Genomic DNA, 24,812 nt, shown 5'->3' with positions numbered 1-24,812 from the left:
TTCATTATTGTTTATTCGATATTGAAAATTCTTATTTTCCTTTGAAGTTTGGTTGACGTTTTTCTATAAAGGCAGCTACTCCTTCTGCATAATCTTCACTTTGTGCTGCTTGTATTTGATATTTTGATTCTAATGCCAATTGTGCATCTAAGTCATTGGTTAAAGAAGCATTGAATGTCTTTTTGATCAATCCTAAAGCCATGGTTGGCATTTTAGCTAGTTTGTTTGCCAACTTCTGAATGGTTTCTTCAAATTGATCTGCAGATACGTATTGATAGATCATTCCTAAACGTTCTGCTTCTTGAGCACTTACTTTATCTCCTAGCATTGCCAATGCTGATGCTTTTTGAAACCCAATGAGTCTAGGTAAGAAAAAAGTTCCTGCACTATCAGGAATTAATCCAATTTTACTAAAAGCTTGAATGAAGCTTGCATATTCATTAGCAATAACAATATCACAAGCCAAAGCAATGTTTGCTCCAGCTCCTGCAGCTACACCATTCACAGCTCCAATAATTGGTTTCTCTATCGTTCTAATGAGTTTGATAATTGGATTGTAATGTTCTTCTAAGATTTTTTTGAATCCAGGATTCAACTCAGGTGAAGTAACTTCTTTGAGGTCTTGTCCAGCACAAAAAGCTTTTCCGTTTCCGGTTAGCACAATAGCTCTTACCTCATTATTGGTTTGGCAATTTTCTAAAGTATCAATCAATCGTAATGCCATTTCACGATTAAAACTATTGAATACTTCAGGGCGATTGAGTGTTACAAACGCAATATTGTTTTCAATCTTTAGTTCTATTGAATTGTTGCTCATGCCTTATTTTCCTACTTCGTAGGTTTTAATTAAATTATATTTTCTCTATGCTCCTTTTGTAGGAACATCTAGTGCTACTTTAAGCATTTAAAGTAATCGAACGGTTCTTGACAAACTTCACATTTAAATAATGCCTTACATGCTGTTGAGCCAAACTGACTTACCATGTGTGTTTGATTTGAACCACAGTTGGTACACTTTACGATTCGCTTTCCTCCCAATAAAGCTTCTTTATCTGCTTCAGGGTCTAATGGTGGAGCTATACCGTATTTCTCCAAAGCTTTTCTTCCTTTTTCTGTAATCCAATCTGTAGTCCATGCCGGTGAAAGCACCAATTCTACAGAGGCTTCATATCCCGCTGAATTTAAAGCTTTAGTAATATCATCTCCTATCACATCCATTGCAGGGCAACCACTATAGGTTGGAGTGATCTTTACGAACACTTTTCCATTCTCAAGAGTAGCTGCACGTACAACTCCCATTTCCAAAATAGAAAGTACAGGAATTTCCGGATCGGATACCTGTTCTAAAATGGGAATCAATTCTTGATCTATATGTGATAGTTCTAGTACCATTATTTCTAATGTTGAATAATTAATATCGAATTCTGAATGATGAAGTTTTTGCTTATTCTACTTCTTTATTCAATATTCAATGTTTTGTATTCTTCATTTTTACCATTCCATATTAGGATAGGTACGTTGCATATATTGCAAATCTGCTAATAGGTATCCTAAGTGTTCTGTATGGATTCCTTGTTTGCCTCCTTTTTGAAACCATTTTGATTCTGGCACGTCTAAGGTTGCTTCTTTTAACAGTTCAGAAACCTGATTGTAATAGGCCTCTTTTATTTTTTCTGTATCTACACCAATTCCTTCAGAAATCATTTGCTTATCTGCTTCTGTTTGGTGAAAAAGCTCATCTGTATAACTCCATAATGCATTTACTGCATTTTGAGCTCTTTCATGACTTTCTTCTGTACCGTCTCCTAAACGCTTAAGCCAATCTGAAGAGAATCGTTCGTGATAGCTTGCTTCTTTGATTGCTTTTTTAGCGATAGCTGCTAATGTTTCGTCTTTACTCTGCTGCAATTCATTTAAGAACAATAAATGATAAGCATCAAAGAAAAATTGTCTTACAATCGTATACGCAAAATCGGTATTGGGTTGCTCTACTAAAAGTGTGTTTAGATATTCTCTTTCGCGACGCAAGAATGCGATTGAGTCTTCTGTTTTATCATCACCGGAAATCTTTGCTGCATATTGATAATAGCTTCTTACTTGTCCAAACAGATCCAAAGAAATATTCGTACAAGCAATGTCAGTCTCTAAGTTAGGACCGTGTCCACATAATTCACCTAAGCGCTGACCTAAGACCAAGCAGTTATCTGCAATTCCGAGAATGTATTTGTATAAATTTTCGTCTTTCATAAAAAATGAATTTGAACTCGACCTTGAATTCGAATTCTATATATTTCAACTAATATTTTTAATTCTTGTTACGATAATTCTAATTAATTGATCGTTTTCATCCTTTAATAATTTTAAATTGTCTTCAGGAATCAATTTTGCCTTTGTTTGAATATTCAAGTTTCTCAGAGATTCTCTTAATTCTTTTAGGCAAATTCTCAACTTATTAATCTTATCTTTATTAGTTCCTGCCCCTAATGCTTCTCCATAATTTAAAGCAGAAGAGCATGCTGATCTAATTAATTGTTTTGCAAGATATTCTCCTGCAAATGAACTTAGTTTTTTATCGAATAGTAAAATTACATCAGCAGCGTAATTTTCTAATCGCTCACTTAAATCATATTTCATAGCTATTTTGACTTCAAGTTAAAGCTCAATTTCAGGTTCAAGCTCTAACTTGTTTTACATGTGTTTTACTTCATCCGGTAAATCATAAAATGTCGGATGGCGATATACCTTATCTTGAGCAGGCTCAAATAATTCTCCATTATTCTCCGGATTGGATGCTGTGATGTGTTTAGATTCTACTACCCAAATACTCACTCCTTCACTCCTCCTTGTATAAACATCGCGTGCATTTTCTAAAGCCATTTCTGCATCGGCAGCATGTAAACTTCCAAAATGACGATGTTCTAATCCGTTTTTACTTCTTACGAAGATTTCCCAAAGTGGCCAATTCTTCTTCATGTTATACCGCTTTATTTAGTTTTTTATTTTCTTGCTTTTCTGCATAAGCCATAGCTGCATCTCTAACCCAAGTTCCTTTCTCCCAAGCTCCAACTCTTGCGCTCATACGTTCTTTATTACAAGGTCCGTGACCTTTTACTACTTGCCAAAACTCATCCCAGTTGATCTCACCAAAATCGTAATGACCTCTCTCTTCGTTCCATTTCAAATCTGCATCAGGAACTGTAATTCCTAAAATTTCTGCTTGTGGAATCGTTTGATCGATAAATTGTTGACGCAATTCATCATTTGTCTTACGTTTTAGTTTCCACTTCATGGATTGCGCTGTATGTACTGATACATCATCTGTAGGTCCAAACATCATTAAAGATGGCCACCACCAACGGTTTAATGCATCTTGTGCCATTTCTTTTTGCTCCGGTGTTCCCTGACATAGTTTTAACATGATTTCATACCCTTGTCTTTGGTGGAAGCTTTCTTCTTTACATACACGTACCATTGCTCTCGCATATGGTCCGAATGATGTATTACACAAAGGCACCTGATTGATGATTGCTGCACCATCTACCAACCAACCAATAGCTCCTATATCTGCCCAAGTCAATGTGGGATAATTAAAGATGCTTGAATACTTTGCTTTTCCTGAGTGTAATTGATCATACAATTCATCTCTAGAAATACCTAAAGTTTCGCAAGCAGAATACAAGTACAATCCATGTCCGGCTTCATCCTGTACCTTAGCCAACAACGCTACTTTACGACGTAAAGAAGGAGCTCTTGTAATCCAATTTCCTTCTGGCAACATTCCTACTATCTCTGAATGCGCATGCTGAGAAATTTGTCTAATATGTGTTTGACGATATTTCTCCGGCATCCAATCTTTTGGCTCAATCTTCTCATCACGTGCAATGCGCGCTTCGAATTCGGCCTCTAAACTTTTTATTTGCTCTTCACTCATCTTATTTTGAGTTTAAATTTTAGACATCAAAATCTACCACTACTTTTTCTGTGGTAGGTACTGCTTGACAGCTCAAGACAAAGTTTTGCGCTACCTCGTCTTCTTCAAGCGCGTAGTTGATCTTCATTTCAACATTTCCTTCAACAACTTTACATTTACAAGTACTGCATACGCCTCCTTTACAAGCGAAAGGCAGGTCGGCACCCGCTGCTAATGCTCCATCCAAAATGTTATCAAAATCATCATCCATAGTAAAATGGAATTCTTTTCCTCCATCTACTATAGTTACTTCAGTTCCTTCGGCTTTTTGCTCCAAAAGCTCTGCAATATGTTTATTTGAAGCTTCTGAATCTCCCGAAAAGAACAGTTCATAATGTATCTTACTTTTATCTAATCCTGCTGCTTCCAGCTCATCTCTGATCAAAAAGATCATTTCTTGTGGTCCACAAATAAAGCAATGTGCTGTATCTGGTACATCTATAAAAGTCTTAGTTAAGGTTTCTATTTTCTCTTTATCAAAACGTCCGTTCAAAAACGCAATATCTCTTTGTTCTTTGGTTAGAAAATAGAATACGTGAAAACGTTCAAAATAGATGTTCTTTAATTGCTCTATCTCTTCTTTAAAGATAATGGATTTCGTAGTACGATTTAAATAAAACAGCTTAAAGGTTGCATCCGGCTCAGACTCTAAATGAGTTTTTATGATCGAAAGCATTGGAGTGATACCACTACCTGCTGCAAATGCGATATAATTTTTTGGCGTAGTTGGGTCTACCTCTACAAAGAAATTACCGGACGGTTCCATGATTTCTATCTCATCTCCAATCTTTAGCTCATTATTGGCATAAGTAGAAAAGATTCCTCCCGGAATCTGTTTGATAGCTACTTTCCACTCTCTTTCAAGCGGGCTGGTACATAAGGAATAGGAACGACGGATGTCTTCTCCGTTGATTGTCTTCTTTACCGTAAGGTGTTGTCCTTGTTTAAATTTAAAGTTGTCGTGTAAATATTCAGGAATATCAAAAGAAACAGCAACTGTATCTTTAGTCTCCTTGTAAATATCTTTGATTTTTACTTGGTGAAAATCTGTCATTGTCAATAATTCATTCGAAACTAACAGTTGTTAGTTATATTGACAAATTTACAAAATTTATATCAATTATTTGCGAACTCCATGAATTAGTACCGAGCTTAGGCTTTGTGCAAGTTTTTCGGGGTTTAGATCTTCTTTTTTAGGAATCCATAAGTATAAGGATCGAAGTGTAGACAGAATAGAAAACAATATGGTGTCTGAATTCTCTTTGATAATATCTCCGGATTTGATCCCTTCTTTTATAATATCTCTAAAGTTGTCTTCGTACTTGTATCGTAACTCTAAATAATACTCTAATTGCTCTTCTAGATGCATCCAATCATTATTTAGCGAGGCCATTCCGTAGGTATTATTGGATGTTATTTCTACGTGTAGAGTAATGATCTCTTTTAATTTACTGATTGCATCGTTTTCTGAAGATCTAATGATTTCCATTCCTTTGGTGAATTCTTCTGCTATAGAAATGATGATCTCCTTTAAAATATCTTGCTTAGAACTAATATGGTTATATAAACTGGCTGCTTTGATCCCCATACCTGCCGCCAAATCTCTCATAGTAACCGCGCTATAGCCTTTCTCTTTAAAAAGTCGGGCAGCTGTTTGAATGATCTCTTGTTTTCGAGTTTCTGTTTTCATTGAGACCGAAGATAAGCTAAATATTTTGTTCGGAAATAGGCAATAAAAAAGCCGGATCATTTGATCCGGCCATCAACTAACATATGACTACCTATTTATTTAACAGGTCTCTTAAAAATATATCGTGTGATAAAAATTCCTTGTCCATCTTTTTCACCGGCATCACTTTCTACTGCACTGGTTACAAATACCAAATCCCATCCTTGAGATATCATATCGGTAAGTTTTGATGAAACTACAGCATCATTGGCTGCTATGTTTTGAAATCTGATTCCTCCAATATTGTAAAAGTTTAATAATTTGGTTTCATCAAAATTCTTTACACGGATCTTACTTCTTTTTGATTTGTTTCTTCCATTGTCCTCTTTGCTTCTGCTTGAAGTAAAGTCTTTATAATTTCGATCTTCATTAGCAGAGACCAATCTCGATCTTCCTAATCCGCTAGGAATGATAGATTCTACACTTGTAATGATCTTTACTTCGTACTTCTTGTGTTCTTTCTCTTGTGCTGAAGAGCTTGCTACTAAGGTTAATAGGAATAATCCTGTTAATACAATTGATTTCAAATTTTTCATGGTTGTAGTTTTAAAATTTATTACTTGGTTAAAATGTTATACGTTTCTAATTCTTCTTTTGTCATAAAATGCACATCTTCCGGTGGTGCTGAATGAATGGTAAAGAAATAAAAGTCTTCTGCTTGTTTTTGAGTAAATCCAACAGATTTATAATACTCTATATAAGGCTGATGATATTTATGGTCTTTAGGGAAATCTGTGGCTTTTTCGTTTTCTCCTGCCCAAGAATGCACACCAATTTTTGTGTTTTTCCCTATCGTTCTTTGGTGACCTGCTAAAAAGAGATCTGTACCTCCAGAAGCAATAAGTCCATTGTCTAATAAATGAATCTTGAATCCTTTATCATAGATATATTTTGCCAACTGTAAGTTTACCTCGTCATTGATAGATCCTTCACAATTAACAATGTGTAATGTTTTTATACTAGGGTTACTTTCTGCTACTTTCTTGAATTGTTTTAGTGCAGAAGAATTGATTACTCCATCTAAAACGATTGCTTTTTTATCTTTAGAAACCTTAAAGATGGTTAGCTTTTCCAATTGTTGCAGTTCATGTGGTAATGAATTACACCCAACCATCATTATGGATAGTATACCTGCAAAAAGAATGATAATCTTTGTTTTCATCTTCTTTGTTTTTATATGTTACTTTTCTACTTTCTTATAATTCAACACCAAGGTTTCTCCTTCGTCTGTGAATTCTAAACTCATTGTTTTTCCCTTGAAGGAGACAAGTTTGAATAAGGTATCGGGAGATCCTTCAACGGAGATCACAATTGTTTTTTTATCATCAGAAAATTTCCAATTTCCTTTGTCTGTTTCATCTCCAAATAGGCTTACAAATTCACCTTTTGCTTTGTATACTTGATATACTTGGTCTGTGCCGAATGCCAGAGATGTTTCTACCTTTTGTCCTTGCGCATCGATAAACTCTAACTTCCACTTTCCTATTAGTGTTTTCTCTGAAACTTCCTGAGCCTGAATTCCGCTGTGAACTCCTAACAGAATGGCTGCGATTAAGATTACTTTTCTCATATTATTATGGTTTTTAGTTTGCTAAATTCTTTTCTAAAAAAACCTCAGTTCCTATTGATAATAATAGTTACTGAGGTATCTTGTAAAACAAAAAATCAAAAACTTTACTTTCTCAATTTCTTCCTCAGGTTAGAAAGTAAAATTGTTATTTGTTGGTACGACGCGAAAGTAGACGGAATATAACGTTGGAAAATGGGGTTTTAAGTTCTGATTTCAGGATTCAGAACTATTTTGAGTCAAAATTTGCTTTCTGAGCTCTAATGGAGTGCAATTTTTTTCTTTTTTGAAGGCATTGTAAAAAGCACTTTTAGATTTAAATCCTGCTTCTAGTCCAATTCCTTCAACCGAAAAACCATCATAATTTTTATCTTTTAAGTAAGAAACGGCTTCCTCTATACGCAAGGAATTGATATATACATTAAAGTTTACTCCTTTCACAAGGTTTATGGCTCTTGACACTTTTTTAGAGGATACTTTTACTCCATTAGACACATCTACAATGGTTAGATCTTTTTGTCGGAATGATTTATTCTCTTTAAAGTAGGCTTCTAAATTCTGAACAATCTCATTCATTTCTTCTAAGTCCTGAGGTTCTGCCTTAGTTTCTTCTTTCTGAGTATCATTTTCTAAAGTATCCATCATTACTAAAGGAACAACATTCTTTTGCTGGAATCCTTTATAGATTACCCAATACATCAAGATTAAATCAATAAGAGATATTAAGAGGTCTACATAAGGAGATTCAAACCCTATCATTAAAAATGAAAACCCTAAATAAGCAAGCAAAGCTATTGCATACTGCTTTACCCAAAACAATTGTAGTCCGGAAACAGATGCATATTGGTCTTCTACCAGTTTCAAATGTTTTCTTGCAAATCGTATGATTTTAATAGCCACATACACATTAAACCCAATTCCTATTAAAAAGTACAATGCGAAAAATAGCGTTTCCAAGTAATTTACATTGAAAATAAAAAGGGTAAAAAGAACTATAAATTCTATGATTCCCGGTGTTAATATCCAGTAATTCTGTTTAGTGTCTTTTAAAATAGATACCTGTCTGGCATACATATAAAATAGCGGAAGTGCCAAAAAGATAAAAATAGTAGGAAGAAGTTCGTAATTAAAAGGTATCGGAGTGACAAAGATCTCCTCTATAAGGTCTTTACAACCATCAAAGCTAAAGGTTAATAAAAATAAGCCTAAGAAAATTGTAGATTTATTCTTTTTACTAAAGAACAGAAAGATAAGCCCAAAAACAAAGCTTTGGGTAAAGATGGTAATATCTACAAGGTTGATTAGTTTTTCTACATCCAGCACGAACTCCAGAAATTAATATTTCAGTAAAATTAAAATTATTTCACATTAATTATAAAAAAACCGAATCGTTTGATTCGGTTTATTTTTTAGTTAAGCTTCTATAGATGGTTTCACGAATAACTTCTTCATTGATCCATCCACTAAAAGACTTGTATTCTTTGGTAATCTCACTATTCTTTTTCACTTCTTCTAATGATCTTCCTTTATCAATTTCTGCTTTTACTCGATCTCTTAAAGTAGTTAGCATCTTTAAATAGGCTTCTAAATCTTTCTTAGAAGAAACATTTCCATGTCCCGGAACTACCTTGGTTTCATTATCGGAAAGCATGATCATTTTTTTGATCCCATCTATATATCCATCGATACTTCCTCCGGAAGAAAGATCTATATAAGGAAACTTTCCTTGAAAGAAACTATCTCCTGTATGCAATACATTATTATTGCTAAAGTATACCAAAGCATCTCCATCTGTATGGGCACTGTGAATATGGGTAGCCATTACATCATCTCCATTGATATGAAAAACCACATCTTTATCAAAAGTAATAACAGGCAACGCTACTTTAGGTGAAGCCGGTACTGTTCTTCCTCTTCTCACAGATTCAGTAGACATTCTTTTTCTCACATTGTTATGCGCAACTATCAAAGCTCCTTCTTTTCCCATGTTTTCGTTTCCTCCAGTATGATCGCCATGCCAATGCGTATTTACCAAATAGTCTACTTTCTTTGGTGTTATTTTTTTAATTGCTTCTAAGATCTTAGGCGTTAATGGTGCAAACTGATCGTCAATCATAAAAACTGCATCTTCTCCTACAAATAATCCAATGTTTCCTCCTCTACCTTTCAGAACATAGAATTGATCGGTTACTTTTTCTGCTTCTATTTTAACCTGATCCCATTGTGCTATCAATAAGTTGGTGCTTAAAAGAAATACAAAGGTTAGTACTAGTTTCAACTTTGTCATTTTGTGTGAAATTTGAGTTCTTAATTGGTTTGTTAAACAATATACAAACAATATCTTTGAAGAAAATTTGTATACATGAATATTCACATAGAGTCGATACAACCTACTGATATCTTACAAGTCATTCCGTTAATTCGGAAAATAAATCATAAAACACCGCTGGATTTGCTTGAAAGCAGGATGAAAGAAATGATTGAATTGCCACATTACGAGTGTATCGGAATGTATTTGGATGGAAAATTGATCGGAATTTCCGGATTATGGTACTCTACAAGGCATTATATTGGAAAAACTGTTGAGCCGGATCATGTGGTGATTGATGAGAACTATCGCAATCAAGGACTGGGTAAAAAATTCTTTGATTGGATTCATGATTACACACAAAGTAAAGGTTGTGAGGCAATTGAGTTGAACACGTATGTAGAAAATAGAAAGTCTCATAAATTCTATTACAATGAAGGTTACGAAATCTTTGGATTTCATATGCTGAAAGTGATGAGAGAAGACAAAAAATTCTATTGATTTTTGAATTTTATTGTTGTCAAAATCAAAAATGATTTTATATTTGTACCCGCTTTAGCAATAAAGCGTCTCTACCAAGCGGGAGTAGCTCAGTTGGTAGAGCGTCAGCCTTCCAAGCTGAATGTCGCCGGTTCGAACCCGGTCTCCCGCTCAAAAGCTTCGTTTTTAAAACGGAGCTTTTTTATTTCCCCTCGATTTTACAACCGAACTCCCAGATAAAAGCCCACTTTTCTTTCATATCGCTGCGGATAAAAAGTAACTCCTTCTATCTTTTTAAATGGGTTCCATTTGATAATTGGGTCTAACCAATAGACTATTTTGGTGATTAGCATTCCTAATCCGGCACTTACAATTACGTCACTTGCAAAATGTGCATTGTTCATTACACGTAATCCTCCGGTTACACCTGCAAAAAAATAGCCACTGTAAGATAACCACGGTGAGCTATCTTTAAACTCATTGTATAACACTTCTGCATTCATAAATGCAAATGAGGTATGACCGGAAGGAAAAGAAAAGTTGTCAAAACCGTCTGGCCTGGGTTTTCTCACCCACCCTTTCAACTTAAACGTTAAAAGATCTGTCAAATACCAAGCAATAACCCAATTCTTAGCTTGATCAAACCAATGGTTTTTTGCTTTTATTCCTAAAGCATCAGCTAACAACAATTCTCCTAAAGGAACATATCTTGTATAGTTATCTAATTGAGAATTAAACCGATTTCCAACTAGATTTCTAACATCTCTTTGCAAGTTCTTCTCAAACTGACTCGTACTTATCAAAGATCCAAAAGTAATTAATGAAAGAGGAATAATATTCTCTTGTAGGAATGTCTTGTCTTTTTTAATTACTCTTAGAGAATCTTTCTGACCGTAAGAACAGTTTATGCTAACTGCAATAACAATTACTACCAGAAAGAATGATCTCATCATAATTTTAGATATTTAGTTTTTTTCCTAAAAACAAGAGTAGTAAGATTGGGATCGATAAAATGATTACCATTGTTTGATTGATCAAAAATATCTGTGGAAAGATCAATAAGGTTAAGATAAATCCTCCAATAGCGCCTCCTAAGTGTGCTGAATGTCCAATATTTCCTAGCTGCTTTTTCATTCCATACATAGTGTATAGCAAATAGGCAACTCCAAAAATATAGCCGGGTATCGGAATAATAGGTATGAAAATCAATTTCAATTCCATTTCCGGATACAGCATGATACAAGAATACACAATTCCGGAAACAGCTCCGGAAGCTCCAATAGCACTGTAATAAGGTTCTTTTTTATGATAGTACAGAGAGTACAAACTTCCTGCCAGTAAGCTTCCGAAATAGATCAGTAAAAAAGGAAGGTTTCCTAATTGTTTGGCTACAATATCTCCAAAGAGATATAAAGCGTACATATTAAATCCTAAATGAATCCAATCTGCGTGTAAAAAGCCTGAGCTAACCATTCGAACTCTTTCACCATTTAAGATACGTGTTACTTGAAATTTGAACTTCTCGAAAAAGGAATAATCACTAAAACCTTTGATCGAAACCAGTACAGTAACTATGATCAACAATAAGACTATGGGGTTTGTATTTTCTAGCATATCACAAACATAACGAAAAGAGAAGACTCTTCATATGCGGTTACGAATATTAATACGATATTTGTCCGAACAAAAAGATGTCTATGCAAGTTGTAGGTTTTGCACTTATTTATCCTTTGATCTGGATTCTTTCCAGAATGCCTATGTGGTTTTTACACATTGTTTCTGATCTCTTCTTCTTACTGAATTACCATGTAATCAAATACAGAAAGAAGGTTGTTTTAGACAACTTAAAGTTGGCCTTCCCTGAGAAAGATGAAAAGGAGTTGGAAAAGATCCGAAGGAAGTTCTTTAAACATCTTATTGATTTCTTTATCGAGAGCATCAAAACATTTGCTATCTCTGAAAAAGAGATTCGCAAAAGAATGAAGTATACAAATATTGAAGTGCTTGAGGAAGTTGTAAAGAATGGAAAAAATGTTGCTTTGGTAGGACCTCATCAAGCAAATTGGGAATGGTTGATTGGGTTGCCATTACATCTAGACGGAATTCAATGTCACGCAGCATATACGCGTATCAAGAACCCTTACTTTGAACGAATTATAAAAACATCTCGTTCCAAATTTGGCGGTGTTATGTACAGAACTACAGATACCATTAAGAACATATACAGGAACTATAAAGAAAATACTCAGAGCTTGTACTGCCTTTTAAGTGATCAATCTCCGCAAGTACAGAAAACTCACTATTGGTCAGAATTTATGGGGGTTAAAGTCCCTATTCATACAGGGGCTGAAATGCTTTCAAAGAAATACGACATGGCTTATGTAGTATGGTCTACAAGACAAGTTAAAAGAGGGTATTATGAAATCTCATTTGAGTTGATCACCGAAGAACCAAAGCAATTTAAAGACTACGAACTTACCGATCGTTTCTTAGAGATCACTGAGAAAAACATTCGCAAGTATCCTGAAATGTATTTATGGTCTCACAAGCGTTTTAAGCACAGAGATAAAGTTCCAAAAGAGTGGCAATAAGCTTATACTTTAAACCAGTCTGCTACCAGCTTCTGCTCTACCGGTGCTATAGAAGTATGCACATAATCGTTCTTACTTAGATCATATCTGTAATCCTTACTCCACTCATCAATATTAGCACATAGTTCTTTTAGAGCATTGCAGATAAAATCCAATTCCTCATCAGTAGTTGTTGGGTGAATTGATAAACGAATCCATCCCGGTTTTTCTGTAGAGCATCCTTCTTGGATCTGATCTTTGATACTATAGGAAGTTTCTTGATCTACATTCAATAAGAAGTGCCCATAGGTTCCTGCACATGAACAACCTCCTCTGGTTTGAATTCCATAGCGATCATTCAACAACTTTACAACTAAGTTAAAATGAACATTCTCTAAATAAAATGAGAAGATACTTAAGCGTTCTTTATGCCTAGGAGCCAATATATGTACGTTAGGGATTGATTCTAATGTTTCAAACATTTTCACATTCATCTCATCTTCCCTTTTCTTGATCATATCTGTACCCATCTGTTCTTTTAACTGAATAGATAGTGCAATCTTAATGGTTTGCAAGAAAGCCGGAGTTCCTCCGTCTTCTCTTGTTTCTACATCATCAAAATAATCATGATCACCCCAAGGATTCGTGTAACTTACTGTACCTCCTCCCGGATTGTCCGGCACTACATTCTTGTACAGTTTCTTATTGAAGATCAATACTCCGGAACTTCCCGGTCCTCCTAAGAATTTATGCGGTGACATAAAAATAGCATCCAAATAAGCATCTGAATCTTCCGGATGCATATCAATATCTACATAAGGTCCTGAACAGGCAAAATCAACAAAACAAAGTCCGTTGTATTTATGGATCAGTTTGGCAATTTCGTGATACTGTGTTTTGATCCCTGTTACATTAGAACAAGAGGTAACAGAAGCAATCTTTAATTTTCTATGTTGATGTTTTTGAATGCACTCTTCAAACTTATGCATACAAACCAACCCTGCATCGTTACATGGTACAACTTCTACATCAGCAATGGTTTCTAACCAAGATGTTTGATTGGAATGATGCTCCATATGAGAAACAAAAACAATAGGTCTGATATCTTCAGGTATGCTTGTATGATCTTTTAGATTCTCAGAAACTTTTAGTCCTAAAATTCTTTGAAATTTATTAACTACTCCGGTCATTCCCGAACCTTCTGTAATCAGTACATCATTTTCGTTTGCATTGACATGTCTCTTGATGATATTTCTTGCTTCATGATAAGCCAATGTCATGGCTGCTCCTGAAGTAGACGTTTCTGTGTGCGTATTAGCTACAAAAGGTCCAAATTCATTCATCAATTTTTCTTCAATAGGACGATACAATCTTCCACTGGCAGTCCAGTCTGTATAGATTAAATTCTGTAGTCCGTATGGGGAATGAAAAGTTTGATCGATTCCTATGATCTGATCTCTAAACGGTTTAAAATATTGTTCTAATGAAGAAGACATAACTATGCTATAATTTCTTTGATCTCATTAATAATTCTTTCTGCTAATGCGTCAGCATTTTCTTGCGAATCACTTTCGGTATAAATTCGAATAATAGGTTCCGTATTTGACTTGCGTAAATGTACCCATTCTTTTTCAAAATCTATCTTTACACCATCAATTGTATTGATATCTTCATTGGCATATTTATCAGCCATATTTTCCAAGATACTATCTACATTGATCTGTGGTGTTAATTGAATTTTATTCTTACTCATAAAATAGCTAGGGTAACTTACCCTTAACTCTTTACAAGAAATCTTTTTATGTGCTAAATGTGATAAGAACAAAGCAACCCCTACCAAACTATCTCTACCATAATGAGAAGCAGGGTAAATAATTCCGCCATTACCTTCACCACCAATAACAGTGTTGGTATCTTTCATCATTTGTACCACATTTACTTCACCTACTGCACTGGCTGTATAAGTTCCTCCGTGCTTTTGAGTCACATCTCTTAATGCTCTGGATGATGATAAGTTAGATACTGTATTTCCTCCATTCATTTTTCCTAACACATAATCTGCACAGGCTACCAATGTGTATTCTTCTCCAAACATAGAACCATCTTCACAAATCAAAGCTAAACGATCTACATCTGGATCTACTACAATTCCAAAATCTGCTTTTTCTTTTACAACCAATTCTGAAATATCTGTCAAGTGTTCTTTTAAAGGCTCTGGATTATGTGGAAAATGACCATTAGGCTCGCAATACAATTCTACACATTCTACATTCAACTCTTTTAGTAATGCAGGAATTGCAATTCCTCCTGTTGAGTTTACCCCATCTACCACTACTTTAAAACCAGCATTTTTGATAGCTTCAACATCAACCAACTCAAGATTTAATACTTCTTGAATGTGTTTCTTGATGTACCCCGGTTTTTTACTATAAGTACCTAAGTCGTCTACTTCTGAAAAATCGTATGCATCATCTGCTGCTATAGCAAGTATTTCTTCACCGTCTTTTCCGTTTAAGAATTCTCCTTTCTCATTCAATAACTTCAAGGCATTCCATTGTTTTGGGTTATGGCTTGCTGTTAAGATGATTCCTCCTTCAGCTTTTTCTAAAGGAACAGCTACTTCTACGGTTGGAGTTGTAGACAATCCTAAATCAACAACATCAATTCCTAAACCAACCAAAGTATTCGCCACTAAGCTACTGATCATCTTTCCTGAAATTCTGGCGTCTCTTCCTAAAACTACGGTAATTTGATCTTTATTTGCATGTCTTTTCTTGATAAATGTCCCGTAAGCTGAAGCAAACTTTACAGCATCTAACGGGGTTAAATTATCTCCTACATTTCCGCCAATGGTGCCGCGAATTCCTGATATCGATTTAATTAATGTCATTTCTTATTTTTTGAGCTCAACAAAGATAATTTTTTTCCAAAGAATTCATTTTCTTAATTCGAAATAATCAGCTAGATAATCAACACTTTTTTAACATTTGCCGGGTTTGTTTTTTCTTACCTTTAGAAGGTTAATCAAACTTTAAATCATGCTTTATAAAAATTTAAAAAGCTTATCTATTGATAAGTTTTTATTTTCTTTTAGTTTCTTACTGTTTTTGAGCGCTTTAAGCGTACAAGCACAAGAAACACGTTTATTAAGACAACCTGATATTAACTCTAATCATGTTGTTTTTGCTTATGGTGGCGATATCTGGATCAATTCCTTAGGAAGCAATTCTGCCAAAAGAATTACCAGTACCCCTGCAGTAGAATCTAATCCCTATTTATCACCAGATGGAAAGTGGATCGCATTCTCATCAAACAGATCAGGAACAAACTCTGTTTATATTGTTTCTATTGATGGTGGAGAGTCAAAGCGATTGACTTGGCATCCAAATGGATCTAGCGTTAGGGGTTGGACAAAAGATGGGAAATCTGTCTTGTATGCTAGTTCTAGAGAAACTGCACCAAGACCTTACAACAGATTATGGACAATTCCTGTTAAAGGAGGAGCTCCTAGTCTATTGTCTGCTCAATGGGGATATGATGGATCTTTATCTCCTAACGGAAAACAAATTGCCATCGATAAAATGAGTCGTTGGGATAGTGAGTGGAGAGCTTATAGAGGTGGTCAAAATACACCTTTAATCATTCTAGATCTTAAAACATCAAAAGAAACGCTTCTACCTCATAAGAATACAACAGACGTTCAACCTTTATGGTTAGGAGATGATATCTATTTCTTATCTGACAGAGATTTGGTCATGAACATTTGGAAGTACAATACCAAGAGTAAGAGTTTAACTCAAGTTACAAAATTCAAAGGTTCTGATATCAAATGGTTATCGGGAGATCAGAATACACTGGCTTACGAAAGAGATGGATACATTTATACTTATGATATCAGTTCAAAAAAGTCAAAGAAATTAAAGATTACAGTTGTAGGAGATTTTCCTTGGACAGAAACAAAATGGCAGAATGTCTCTAGATCTGCAAGATCTGCTTCATTATCTCCTAATGGGAAAAGAGCTATTATGGAATCTCGTGGAGAAATCTTTACAATTCCTGTAAAAAACGGAGATGCCAGAAATATTACTCAAAGCTCTGGAACAGCAGACCGTGCTCCTATTTGGTCTCCTAAAGGTGATCAAATTGCTTGGTTCTCTGATAAAGGAAGAAAAGGATATGCACTATACCTTTCTAATCAAGACGGTACATCTGAGCATACAAAAATTTCTATCGGTGAATCTAAAATGGCTTGGAATCCAACTTGGTCTCCAGATGGAAAATACATTGCTTTTGTAGACGATGATGTTCGACTTCGTGTAGTAAACTTAGAAACAAAAAAGATTCAAACAATAGATACGGGAGGAAACAATTTGGAGCGTTCTAGAATTGGTTTGAATTGGTCTCCTGATTCTAATTGGATTGCGTATGAGAAATCTGCTCAGAATAACTTTAGACAGATTTATGTATGGTCGCTAAAATCTAATACTACCAGAGCGATTACTGATCCTTTTGCTGATTCTTTTTCTCCTGTATGGGATTTAGACAAAAAGCACTTATACTTCTTGGCTAGTACCAATGTGGCACTAGGTTCTGGTTGGGCAAATACAAGTGCAATGACCGCAGATCCTAGTTATGCTGCTTATGTGATGAACTTAGATAAAAAAGATGATTCTCCTTTTAAACCTAAAAGTGATGAAGAGGCTGTAAAAAAAGAGAAAGAGTCTAAGGGTAAAGGAAAAGGAGAAAAGAGTAAAGAGAAAGGAAGTAAGAAAAAAGACCCAAAGAAAAAAGAGGCTTCTAAAAAAGCCATGACCATTGATTTTGATGGTTTGGCGCGTAGAACTTTCCCTCTAGGAATTCGTTCCGGAAATTACAGGTATTTGGTTGCCGGGCCTAAAGGAAGTGTTTTCATTGCTGGAAGCGGACCTACCGGCCCTTCTATTCAAAAATATACATTGAGAGATCAAAAGGCAAAGCCTTTCTTATCGGGTACTAGTAGTATTACCATAACTTCAAACGGAAAGCACATGCTTGCGAGAGTTCGTGGTTCTTGGAAAGTAATCAATGCAGCCGGACCTAGTGGAAAGAGTGGGAAAACAATGTCAGTAAGCCTTCAAATGAAGTTGGATCGCCTTGCAGAATGGGAGCAGATGTTTGAAGAGGCATATAGGTATGAACGTGACTATTTCTATGATCCAAATATGCATGGTAGAGATTGGAAAGCTGTATACAAAAGATATGCTCCTTTGGTTCCATTCATAAAGCATAGATCAGACTTAAACTATGTATTAGACCAAGTTAATGGAGAGCTTTCTGTTGGACATAGTTTTGTAAGAGGCGGTGATTTCCCGAGTGTAGAAAGATCGCAAATAGGTATGCTAGGAGCAGACCTTAAGGCTGATAACAATCGTTGGAAAATACAAAGAATTTATACAACTGAAAGCTGGAACCCTGGTTTATCAGGACCTTTAGATGCTCCGGGATTGAATATAAAAAATGGAAACTACATTGTTGGAATCAATGGAAAAGAGATTACTACCAATGATAACATTTACGAGCATTTAGATGGAACTAGAGGTAAGCAAACTGTATTACATATTAATAGTGAGCCTAACTTTAAAGGTTCTTGGAAAGAAATAGTTGTACCTATACGTAGTGAAAATTCATTAAGACAACGTACTTGGGTAGAAGACAACCGAAGAATGGTTGACAAACTTTCTAATGGTAGATTAGGGTATGTATGGGTGCCTAATACCGGAGGACCTGGATATGTTTCTTTCAATCGTTATTATTTTGCACAGCAAGACAAAGAAGGCGCTGTAATTGATGAGCGTTTTAATGGTGGTGGTTTGTTAGATGATTATATGGTAGACCTAATGACTAGAAGCTTAAGAGCTGGTCTTACAAACGAGGTTCCTAATCCTACTCATATGCGTTTGCCTGCTGGAATTTTAGGACCTAAAGTTTTATTGATCAACGAACTTGCAGGTTCTGGAGGAGATTTCTTCCCTTGGGTATTCAGACAACAAAACGCAGGAAAGTTAATTGGAATGACAACCTGGGGAGGATTGGTAAAATCTTCTACACATTATAGATTGATTGATGGTGGTTCTTTAACAGCTCCTGACAATGCTGTTTTTGATCCTAATAAGAATGAATGGATTGGAGAAAACAAAGGAATTGCTCCGGACATTAAAGTAAGACAAGATGCTTTGTCTTTATCACAAGGAAAAGATCCTCAGCTAGAAAGAGCCGTAGCAGAATTATTAAAAATGCTACCAGCTAAAAAGAAAGTAACTCCTCCGCCGTTTTCTAAACCGGCGAAAGGAAATTAAAAACAAAAAGCCCTTGCAAATGCAAGGGCTTTTCTATTTCTTGAAAGGGTACAATTACTTGTTACCTTCTTCCATCTTTTTCTTTAAATCAGCTAATCCACCGATATCTCCAAGAGTAGTTTTTTCTACTTCAGCAGACTTCTTAGCAGCTGCCTTGATATTTTTCTTCTCTTGCTCTCTAAAGATTGCTGTGTGAGATACAACAACTCTTCTGTACTCTTTGCTAAATTCGATTACTTTGAATTGTGCAGTATCTCCTTTTGCAAATTTAGAACCATCTTCTTTTTCTAAATGACGTCCTGGAGCAAATCCTTCAACACCGTCAGCAAATGCTACAACAGCTCCTTTATCATTTTTCTCTTTGATTGTTCCTTCGTGAATAGAGTCGATTGTATACGTAGCTTCATGAGCATCCCAAGGGTTCTCTTGAGTTTGCTTATGACCTAAGTTTAATTTACGTCCTTCTACGTCTAATTCCAATACTTGAACTTCTAATGGATCTCCAACAGTTACGAAATCTGATGGGTGCTTGATCTTCTTAGTCCAAGAAAGGTCTGAGATGTATACTAATCCGTCAATTCCTTCTTCTAACTCAACAAATACTCCAAAGTTAGTGTAGTTTCTTACTGTACCTGTGTGTGTAGAACCTACTGGATATTTTGTAGTAATATCTGTCCAAGGATCTGGGTGTAATTGCTTAATACCTAAAGACATCTTACGCTCTTCTCTGTCTAATGTTAAGATCTGAGCTTCTACTTTGTCTCCTACTTGTACGAAATCTTGAGCAGAACGTAAGTGAGTAGACCAAGACATTTCAGAAACGTGAATCAATCCTTCAACACCTTCAGCAACTTCTACGAATGCACCGTAATCTGCAATTACAACTACTTCTCCTGTTACTTTATCTCCAACTTTTAATTCAGAATCTAAAGCATCCCATGGGTGAGCAGATAATTGTTTTAATCCTAATTGAATTCTAGACTTGCTATCATCAAAGTCTAAGATTACAACATTTAATTTTTGATCTAACTCAACTACTTCATTTGGATGGTTGATTCTAGACCAAGATAAGTCAGTGATGTGGATTAATCCATCAACACCTCCTAAGTCAACAAATACTCCATAAGAAGTTACGTTTTTCACAACTCCTTCTAATACTTGTCCTTTTTCTAATTGACCGATGATCTCTCTCTTTTGAACTTCGATATCAGCTTCAATTAATGCTTTGTGAGAGACTACAACATTCTTGAATTCGTGGTTGATCTTAACAACTTTGAATTCCATAGTTTTCTCTACATATTGATCGTAATCACGGATAGGCTTCACATCAATTTGAGATCCTGGTAAGAACGCTTCGATTCCGAAAACGTCTACGATCATACCACCTCTTGTTCTACACTTAACAAATCCGTTTACAACTTCACCTGTGTCGTGTGCATTGTTTACACGCTCCCAAGCTTTGATTACTCTCGCTTTCTTGTGAGATAATACTAATTGTCCAGTACTATCTTCTCTCTTGTCAACTAATACTTCTACTTTATCACCAACAGCTAAGTTAGGATTGTAACGGAATTCGTTTAAAGAGATAACTCCTTCAGATTTAGAGTTGATGTCGATAATAGCGTCTCTGTCAGTTAATCTTACAACTAACCCTTCAATTACATCACGCTCTTTTACGAAACCAACAGTTCCTTCTAAAGCTTTTTCAAACTCTTTTAATTTTGACTCATCAACAGCCTCAATACCTTCTTCGTATTTGTGCCAATCAAAGTTGCTTAAAAATTCTTCTGGAGATTGAGTTGCTACAGTTTCAGTAGCTACTTCTTTTGTTTCTGTAGCTTCAACTTGAGCTTCAGTGTTTTTTGTTTCTTCAGACATGCTGAAAATATTTTGTATCTTATTGCTATCCAGATTATTAACGATAATAACGCAAAGAGAAATTAAACTTGTTTCAAAAATTTCTAATCCTTTTTCTAATCTGTTCTCGTAAAAAGGAGTGCAAATGTACAAAATTCTATTGATTATTAAGCTTTTACGCCTTTTTAAATTGATTTTTCTTCTTCTTATCTTTGACTTTTCAAACAAAAACCCATGAAAGCATTCAAAATCATCTGTTTACTCTTTGTTATTAGTATTCTATCATCTTGTCAAACAGAACAAAAATCAACTCCTACATTCATTAAATCTCAATACGAAAGTCGACATAGTGCTCCATTTTCTGATGCAACAGAATATAAAGGGCTTTTATTCTTGACCGGGCAAATTGGTAAAGATCATAAAGCCGGAAAAATGGCTGAAGGTGGTATTCAAGCTGAAACAAGGCAAGTACTCATCAACATCAAAGATGTTTTAGAAGCCAACGGTTCTGATATGAATCATGTACTAAAGTGTACAGTCATCCTTTCAGATATCAACGATTTTGCGGCAATGAATGAAGTTTATCGCACTTTTTTCAAGGATAATAAGCCTGCAAGAACTACATTTGCAGCCGATTTAGTAGCTGGCGCCAAGATAGAAATCGAGGTGGTTGCTGTAAAGAAATAACATGAAGCAAGAAGTACAGGAATTAATAGATCAAGGTAAGATGCTTCCTTTGATGGAAGAATTTTACACCATCCAAGGAGAAGGTTTTCATACAGGAAAAGCTGCTTATTTTATTCGTGTGGGAGGATGTGATGTAGGATGTCATTGGTGTGATGTAAAGGAAAGTTGGAACGCAGAACTGCACCCTCCTACCTTAGCTGATGAAATTGTAAGCAATGCAAAAAAATACTCCGACACAGTAGTTATAACTGGTGGAGAACCTTTGATGTGGTCTATGGATTACCTTACAAAAACACTTCAATCACAAGGTGTAAAAACACATATCGAAACATCAGGAGCTTATCAGTTTTCAGGTACATGGGATTGGTTTTGCCTATCTCCTAAAAAAACAAAACTTCCTTTAGATGAAGTTTATGAACAAGCAGATGAATTAAAAATGATCATTCATAATAAGAATGATTTCAAATTTGCCGAAGAACAAGCTTCTAAAGTTGGAAAAGATTGTGTGCTTTTTTTACAACCTGAATGGAGTAAAAAAGAAAAAATGACTCCTATGATCGTTGATTATGTAATGGACAATCCTAAGTGGAAAGTTTCATTACAAACTCATAAATACCTAAATATCCCTTAGCTTTTCGTTCGCTAATTTCAATACCTTTTCAAACTGTTCTTCCTTTGTAAGATCTGAATTGTCTATTTCTATAGCATCATCAGCTTTTACTAATGGAGAGTCGTCTCTTGTTGTATCTATTCTATCTCGTTCAACTACGTTCTCTAAAACAGCTTCATAAGTAACAGCATCTCCTTTTTCTATAAGCTCGTCATAACGTCTTTTTCCTCTGGTTTCTGCTGACGAAGTCATAAATAACTTCAATTCTGCATCTTTAAAAACTACGGTTCCAATGTCTCTTCCATCCATTACTACCCCTTTGTTTTTACCAATCTCTTTTTGAATGGCAACCAGTTTTTTTCTTACTTCAGAGATAGCCGCAATCTTACTAACGAGATTCGAAACTTCTAAGGTTCTGATTTCTTTTTCCACATTTACATCGTTCAGATACATTTCTGCAAAGCCTAATGCTTCATTGAATTGAAAATGTAACGTTGCTTTATCTAAATTTTCTAAAAGAGAGTTCTTGTTCAGATGGTTTTCACTTACAAAATTCTCATTCATAGCAAAAAGCGTCATTGCTCTGTACATAGCACCACTATCTACATACACATATCCTAACTCTTTGGCTAATTGTTTTGCAATAGTACTTTTACCTGTTGATGAAAAACCGTCAATAGCAATCGTAATTTTTTTACTCATTATCTCCTCTTATCTAAATCTATTTGTAAACTAAATGTACTTGTATTTGTAGCTGCATGATACCTTGAAAAAGCATAATTAAACCTTAGTTTGTTCATCTTAATTCCAAAACCAAAAGAAATTCCACTAAAGGATCTGGCATTTTGGAGTTTCAATTCGCTAGCTCTTCTAAAATTATATCCAGCCCTCAAATTTATGGCACTTTCCGGAAATAACTCTGCTCCTATCACAAAATGTCTGATGGCATTTTTAAAGAACGAAATTTTTTCCTCTGTAACATTTCCTTCAAGATCCACCGTTTGATTGGACGGGTTTGGAACTGCTAAATTCCACTGTTGTAAATTATCTAAAGTGATGTGCCATTTTAAAGGCACATATTTTAATCGATACGATGCTCCGATGGCTACCTTCAATGGCAATCGTTCGTTGGTTCCGTCAAAAGATTGAATTTGCGCTCCCATATTCCTAGCAACTATCGTAAAAGAATAGGGTTTGTAAGGGCTATAGTATAAAATTCCTACATCTGCTGCAATTCCATTAGATGTGAAGTTACTAATTGTTGAATTGATCAACTTCATGTTGAATCCCATGTAGATGTTTGTCCATGGAAGGTTGAAAGCATACCCTACTGAAATTGCTATATCACTTGCTTTGAATGTCCCAGTTTCATTTCCATTCTCATCAGCTTCTATCAATGTACCGTAATTAAGGTATTTAATGCTTCCATGAATAGTTCCAAATCGCCTATTAATTACGTGAGCATAAGATGCAGAACCAATATTAATGTCAGCTAAATAACTGGTATAATTTACAGAAAGTTGCTTGTCTAATTCAGCGTTGATCACTGAAGGATTCCAAATAGGTTGATTTACGTCATCTATCAAAGTAAGAACTTCTCCTCCCAATGCCACTTGTCTTGAAGAAGATGTCAAATTCAAGAATTGAAAGACACTTTCACCGCCAACTTGCGCATAAACTGTGTTAGAAAAGATGATCAATAAAAGGCCTATTCGTAGTATTTTCATAAATCCAGACAAAGAACGGGGAAATATAAATTATAACGAATAATTTTTCTAATATTTTATACAGTGTAAAAGAAACTATAAGATATAGTTATCTAAGTCTTTAAACTCAACAGAAAATAATTGTAGTCCGGAACCCGGAGCAATGTTGTGTAAAACTTTACGTTCTTCTGTTTCTTTCAAAGATTCTTCAATATCATGCAGATCAATATTTCCCTTCCCTACTTCAATAAGTGCACCCATCATCAATCTTATTTGATACCTTAAAAAACCTTTACCTCTTACCTTCAAAAAATAGCTTTTGTTCGGAAAAAAATCAGCTTTTAATGTCGTATTTTCAAGTATTTCACAACTGTCTATAGTTCTTACCAGTTTTGTCTCTTTGGTTGGTTTTGTGCAATAAGAGCCTAAATAATGTGTTCCTTCAAACAATTTAGCTGCTCTTTTCATTTGATCAATATCCAAATTAGAATACCCAGTCATGAGAGGAGCACAAAAAGGATGGTTCTTCCCTTCATTAGAGAAATAGTAATGGTATTCTTTTACTTTTTCATGCTGAATAATATTAAAAGAAGCATCTATAATCTCCTGTACTTTAAGTAGTTCTATATCAGATGGCGAATTTTGATTGAAAGAGTCTATAAAAGACGGAATATCTATCTGTTCATCTATAAAAAGTTGAGCTGGATAATTTGATGAAGACACTTTAGCATCTGTTCTACCAACTCCGATGGTTTTAAATCTAATATCTCCTAAGACAAACTTTAGTGTTTTGTCTAATACAAAATGAACAGTTTTCAATTTAGGCTGTTTTTGCCATCCATGAAATCTAAATCCAATAAAACGAAGATGAATAAGGTAGCTTTTTTGGTAGTTCATAGCGCGAAGTACGTTAAAATTGGGCAATAAAAAAACCTCAGTTATTGCTAACTGAGGTTTTTTAAAAAGAAAGGCAGCGACCTACTCTCCCACAAA

Annotated in this window: 26 protein-coding genes and 1 tRNA gene; 6 read left to right on the top strand and 21 right to left on the bottom strand. The window is 35.1% G+C overall.

Annotated features, from left to right (window positions below; genetic code table 11):
* Positions 1 to 31: 31 nt before the first annotated feature.
* The 13 genes from ACFSRZ_RS13400 to ACFSRZ_RS13340 all read right to left on the bottom strand — a co-directional run bounded on the left by ACFSRZ_RS13400 (position 32) and on the right by ACFSRZ_RS13340 (position 9,553).
* Positions 32 to 817 (bottom strand): enoyl-CoA hydratase-related protein, encoded by a 786-nt coding sequence (locus tag ACFSRZ_RS13400; protein WP_379667076.1) that lies wholly within the window; start codon positions 815 to 817, stop codon positions 32 to 34.
* Between the two features lie 74 nt (positions 818 to 891).
* On the bottom strand, positions 892 to 1,392 hold the full coding sequence (gene paaD / locus ACFSRZ_RS13395) for a 1,2-phenylacetyl-CoA epoxidase subunit PaaD (RefSeq protein WP_379667075.1): 501 nt from the start codon (positions 1,390 to 1,392) through the stop codon (positions 892 to 894).
* Positions 1,393 to 1,491: 99 nt separating this feature from the next.
* Positions 1,492 to 2,247, bottom strand: coding sequence for a 1,2-phenylacetyl-CoA epoxidase subunit PaaC (gene paaC / locus ACFSRZ_RS13390; protein WP_379667074.1), 756 nt, complete (start codon positions 2,245 to 2,247; stop codon positions 1,492 to 1,494).
* 45 nt (positions 2,248 to 2,292) lie between these two features.
* The gene (locus ACFSRZ_RS13385; RefSeq protein ID WP_379667073.1) at positions 2,293 to 2,634 is read right to left on the bottom strand and encodes a four helix bundle protein; all 342 of its coding nucleotides are present in this window, start codon (positions 2,632 to 2,634) and stop codon (positions 2,293 to 2,295) included.
* Between the two features lie 54 nt (positions 2,635 to 2,688).
* The gene (paaB, locus tag ACFSRZ_RS13380; protein ID WP_379667072.1) at positions 2,689 to 2,973 is read right to left on the bottom strand and encodes a 1,2-phenylacetyl-CoA epoxidase subunit PaaB; all 285 of its coding nucleotides are present in this window, start codon (positions 2,971 to 2,973) and stop codon (positions 2,689 to 2,691) included.
* Position 2,974: 1 nt separating this feature from the next.
* Positions 2,975 to 3,931, bottom strand: a complete 957-nt coding sequence (paaA, locus tag ACFSRZ_RS13375) for a 1,2-phenylacetyl-CoA epoxidase subunit PaaA (protein WP_379667071.1) — start codon at positions 3,929 to 3,931, stop codon at positions 2,975 to 2,977.
* Between the two features lie 19 nt (positions 3,932 to 3,950).
* Positions 3,951 to 5,024: a 1,2-phenylacetyl-CoA epoxidase subunit PaaE gene (gene paaE, locus ACFSRZ_RS13370; RefSeq protein ID WP_379667070.1), complete on the bottom strand. Its 1,074-nt coding sequence runs from the start codon at positions 5,022 to 5,024 to the stop codon at positions 3,951 to 3,953.
* 66 nt (positions 5,025 to 5,090) lie between these two features.
* Entirely contained in the window at positions 5,091 to 5,660 is a 570-nt protein-coding gene (locus ACFSRZ_RS13365; protein ID WP_379667069.1) for a TetR/AcrR family transcriptional regulator, read from the bottom strand.
* A gap of 95 nt (positions 5,661 to 5,755) precedes the next feature.
* A complete protein-coding gene (locus tag ACFSRZ_RS13360) occupies positions 5,756 to 6,235 on the bottom strand; it encodes a hypothetical protein (protein WP_379667068.1) in 480 nt (159 codons plus the stop codon).
* Positions 6,236 to 6,255: 20 nt separating this feature from the next.
* Complete coding sequence (locus tag ACFSRZ_RS13355) at positions 6,256 to 6,861, bottom strand: hypothetical protein (protein ID WP_379667067.1); 606 nt, start codon at positions 6,859 to 6,861, stop codon at positions 6,256 to 6,258.
* 18 nt (positions 6,862 to 6,879) lie between these two features.
* On the bottom strand, positions 6,880 to 7,269 hold the full coding sequence (locus ACFSRZ_RS13350) for a hypothetical protein (RefSeq protein ID WP_379667066.1): 390 nt from the start codon (positions 7,267 to 7,269) through the stop codon (positions 6,880 to 6,882).
* A gap of 213 nt (positions 7,270 to 7,482) precedes the next feature.
* On the bottom strand, positions 7,483 to 8,589 hold the full coding sequence (locus ACFSRZ_RS13345) for a helix-turn-helix domain-containing protein (protein WP_379667065.1): 1,107 nt from the start codon (positions 8,587 to 8,589) through the stop codon (positions 7,483 to 7,485).
* A gap of 79 nt (positions 8,590 to 8,668) precedes the next feature.
* On the bottom strand, positions 8,669 to 9,553 hold the full coding sequence (locus ACFSRZ_RS13340) for an MBL fold metallo-hydrolase (RefSeq protein ID WP_379667064.1): 885 nt from the start codon (positions 9,551 to 9,553) through the stop codon (positions 8,669 to 8,671).
* 75 nt (positions 9,554 to 9,628) lie between these two features.
* Between ACFSRZ_RS13340 and ACFSRZ_RS13335 the strand changes: the two genes are divergently transcribed.
* Positions 9,629 to 10,075 (top strand): GNAT family N-acetyltransferase, encoded by a 447-nt coding sequence (locus ACFSRZ_RS13335; protein WP_379667063.1) that lies wholly within the window; start codon positions 9,629 to 9,631, stop codon positions 10,073 to 10,075.
* Between the two features lie 78 nt (positions 10,076 to 10,153).
* A tRNA-Gly gene (locus ACFSRZ_RS13330) sits at positions 10,154 to 10,226 on the top strand.
* Positions 10,227 to 10,272: 46 nt separating this feature from the next.
* Here ACFSRZ_RS13330 and ACFSRZ_RS13325 read toward each other — a convergent pair.
* Both ACFSRZ_RS13325 and ACFSRZ_RS13320 read right to left on the bottom strand, forming a co-directional pair.
* Positions 10,273 to 11,007 (bottom strand): phosphatase PAP2 family protein, encoded by a 735-nt coding sequence (locus ACFSRZ_RS13325; RefSeq protein WP_379667062.1) that lies wholly within the window; start codon positions 11,005 to 11,007, stop codon positions 10,273 to 10,275.
* 4 nt (positions 11,008 to 11,011) lie between these two features.
* Positions 11,012 to 11,668, bottom strand: coding sequence for a rhomboid family intramembrane serine protease (locus ACFSRZ_RS13320; RefSeq protein ID WP_379667061.1), 657 nt, complete (start codon positions 11,666 to 11,668; stop codon positions 11,012 to 11,014).
* A gap of 77 nt (positions 11,669 to 11,745) precedes the next feature.
* Here ACFSRZ_RS13320 and ACFSRZ_RS13315 point away from each other — a divergent pair, with 77 nt between their 5' ends.
* Entirely contained in the window at positions 11,746 to 12,645 is a 900-nt protein-coding gene (locus ACFSRZ_RS13315) for a lysophospholipid acyltransferase family protein (RefSeq protein ID WP_379667060.1), read from the top strand.
* A gap of 2 nt (positions 12,646 to 12,647) precedes the next feature.
* Here the strand turns inward: ACFSRZ_RS13315 and ACFSRZ_RS13310 are convergent, their stop codons facing one another.
* The gene (locus tag ACFSRZ_RS13310; protein ID WP_379667059.1) at positions 12,648 to 14,120 is read right to left on the bottom strand and encodes an aminotransferase class V-fold PLP-dependent enzyme; all 1,473 of its coding nucleotides are present in this window, start codon (positions 14,118 to 14,120) and stop codon (positions 12,648 to 12,650) included.
* A gap of 2 nt (positions 14,121 to 14,122) precedes the next feature.
* On the bottom strand, positions 14,123 to 15,514 hold the full coding sequence (glmM, locus tag ACFSRZ_RS13305; RefSeq protein ID WP_379667058.1) for a phosphoglucosamine mutase: 1,392 nt from the start codon (positions 15,512 to 15,514) through the stop codon (positions 14,123 to 14,125).
* Positions 15,515 to 15,662: 148 nt separating this feature from the next.
* Between glmM and ACFSRZ_RS13300 the strand changes: the two genes are divergently transcribed.
* Positions 15,663 to 18,959 carry a S41 family peptidase gene (locus ACFSRZ_RS13300; RefSeq protein WP_379667057.1) on the top strand — a complete coding sequence of 1,099 codons (3,297 nt, stop codon included), beginning with the start codon at positions 15,663 to 15,665 and terminating at the stop codon, positions 18,957 to 18,959.
* Positions 18,960 to 19,013: 54 nt separating this feature from the next.
* Here ACFSRZ_RS13300 and rpsA read toward each other — a convergent pair whose 3' ends face one another.
* Positions 19,014 to 20,837, bottom strand: a complete 1,824-nt coding sequence (gene rpsA, locus ACFSRZ_RS13295; protein ID WP_379667056.1) for a 30S ribosomal protein S1 — start codon at positions 20,835 to 20,837, stop codon at positions 19,014 to 19,016.
* A 213-nt stretch (positions 20,838 to 21,050) separates the two neighbouring features.
* Here rpsA and ACFSRZ_RS13290 point away from each other — a divergent pair, with 213 nt between their 5' ends.
* Together ACFSRZ_RS13290 and ACFSRZ_RS13285 are read left to right on the top strand one after the other, a co-directional pair.
* Positions 21,051 to 21,503 carry a RidA family protein gene (locus ACFSRZ_RS13290; RefSeq protein ID WP_379667055.1) on the top strand — a complete coding sequence of 151 codons (453 nt, stop codon included), beginning with the start codon at positions 21,051 to 21,053 and terminating at the stop codon, positions 21,501 to 21,503.
* Position 21,504: 1 nt separating this feature from the next.
* Positions 21,505 to 22,134 carry a 7-carboxy-7-deazaguanine synthase QueE gene (locus ACFSRZ_RS13285; protein ID WP_379667054.1) on the top strand — a complete coding sequence of 210 codons (630 nt, stop codon included), beginning with the start codon at positions 21,505 to 21,507 and terminating at the stop codon, positions 22,132 to 22,134.
* Here ACFSRZ_RS13285 and cmk read toward each other — a convergent pair.
* The 3 genes from cmk to ACFSRZ_RS13270 form a co-directional block, all read right to left on the bottom strand.
* Positions 22,120 to 22,815, bottom strand: a complete 696-nt coding sequence (cmk, locus tag ACFSRZ_RS13280) for a (d)CMP kinase (RefSeq protein ID WP_379667053.1) — start codon at positions 22,813 to 22,815, stop codon at positions 22,120 to 22,122. The two genes, ACFSRZ_RS13285 and cmk, sit on opposite strands and share 15 nt — an antisense overlap.
* Positions 22,815 to 23,840, bottom strand: a complete 1,026-nt coding sequence (porQ, locus tag ACFSRZ_RS13275) for a type IX secretion system protein PorQ (RefSeq protein ID WP_379667052.1) — start codon at positions 23,838 to 23,840, stop codon at positions 22,815 to 22,817. Before porQ ends, cmk begins: the two co-directional genes overlap by 1 nt.
* A 75-nt stretch (positions 23,841 to 23,915) precedes the next feature.
* A complete protein-coding gene (locus ACFSRZ_RS13270; RefSeq protein WP_379667051.1) occupies positions 23,916 to 24,716 on the bottom strand; it encodes a tRNA pseudouridine(38-40) synthase TruA in 801 nt (266 codons plus the stop codon).
* Positions 24,717 to 24,812 lie beyond the last annotated feature (96 nt).

The sequence above is a fragment of the Pseudotenacibaculum haliotis genome (assembly GCF_042684245.1).
In the GTDB taxonomy this organism is placed as follows: Bacteria; Bacteroidota; Bacteroidia; order Flavobacteriales; family Flavobacteriaceae; genus Polaribacter; species Polaribacter haliotis_A.
Note: the sequence above shows the minus strand (reverse complement) of the source record. Positions and strands in the feature narration are given on the sequence as shown.